Annotated in this window: 1 protein-coding gene; it reads right to left on the reverse strand. The window is 67.7% G+C overall.

The genetic code is table 11. From position 1 onward, the window contains the following. A partial coding sequence (locus AC068B_RS41170) for an amino acid adenylation domain-containing protein (protein WP_478676573.1) occupies positions 1–1312 on the reverse strand: 1312 nt, incomplete at its 3' end. Between the last annotated feature and the right edge of the window lie 33 nt (positions 1313–1345).

A 1345-nucleotide genomic window follows, 5' to 3' on the forward strand; every position in this document is an offset into this window, starting at 1 on the left:
TGACCGCGGCTTGGGTGATGTGGGGGTGTTGGGTGAGGGTGGTTTCGATTTCGCCGAGTTCGATGCGGTGGCCGCGGATTTTGACTTGGTGGTCGGTGCGGCCGAGGTAGTGGAGTTGTCCGTTGGTGTCTTGGCGAACGAGGTCTCCGGTGCGGTACATGCGGTGGCCGGGTGGGCCGTAGGGGTTGGCGGTGAAGCGTTGGGCGGTGAGGGCGGGTTGGTGGTGGTAGGCGTGGGCGAGTTGGGGGCCTGCGAGGTAGAGCTCGCCGGGGGTGTTGGTTGGGGTGGGGCGCAGCCAGGGGTCGAGGACGTACAGCTCGGTGTTCCAGACGGGGCGGCCGATGGGGACGGGACCGTGGTCGTCGGGAGCGGTGGTGTGGTGGGTGACGTCGACGGCGGCTTCGGTGGGGCCGTAGAGGTTGTGGAGCTGGGCGTCGAGGGTGGTGTGGAACTGCTCGCGCAGGGTCGGCGGGAGGGCTTCGCCGCTGCAGATGACGTGGCGGAGAGTGCCGCAGTTCGGGGTGCGGGGGTCGTCGAGGAAGGCGTGGAGCATGGAGGGGACGAAGTGTGCGGTGGTGATTTGGTGTTGCTGGATGAGGTGGGTTAGGTAGGTGGGGTCTTTGTGTCCGCCGGGTTTGGCGAGGACTTCGGTGGCTCCGGTGATGAGGGGCCAGAAGAATTCCCAGACGGAGACGTCGAAGCTGGCGGAGGTTTTCTGCAGGACCCGGTCGTTGGCGGTGAGTTGGTAGGCGTGCTGCATCCACAGGAGGCGGTTGGTGATGGCCTGGTGGGTGATGATGACGCCCTTGGGGTGGCCGGTGGATCCGGATGTGTAGATCATGTAGGCCGGATCGGAGGGTGACGGCCCGTCAAATACGTGCTTGTGTGCGGTGGGTTGGGGGGTGTCGAGGTGGAGGGTCGGCACCGTGGTGGGGGGTGTGTTGGTGGTGGTGAGGGTGAGCAGGGCGCGGGGCTGGGCGTCGTCGAGCATGTACTGGATGCGGTCGGCGGGGTAGTCCGGGTCGATCGGGACGTAGGCGCCGCCGGTCTTGAGGACGGCGAGGAGGGCGATGACGAGTTCGGGGGAGCGGGGGATCATGACCGCGGCGAAGCTGCCGGGACCGACACCGTGCTCCTTGAGCCGGTGGGCGACGGCGTCGGCGCGGGCGTCCAGCTCGGCGTAGGTGAGGTTGCCCTGTTCGGTGATGACGGCCAACGCGTCCGGTGTACGGGCGGTCTGTTCGGCGATCAGGCCGGTCAGGGTGTGCCCGGTCAGCCCGTCGTGGACGGGACCGCGGCCGAGCTCCAGCACCGCACGCTCCTGCTCACCCGACAACACCGCGAG

The organism is Streptomyces sp. NPDC042371 (assembly GCF_056437465.1).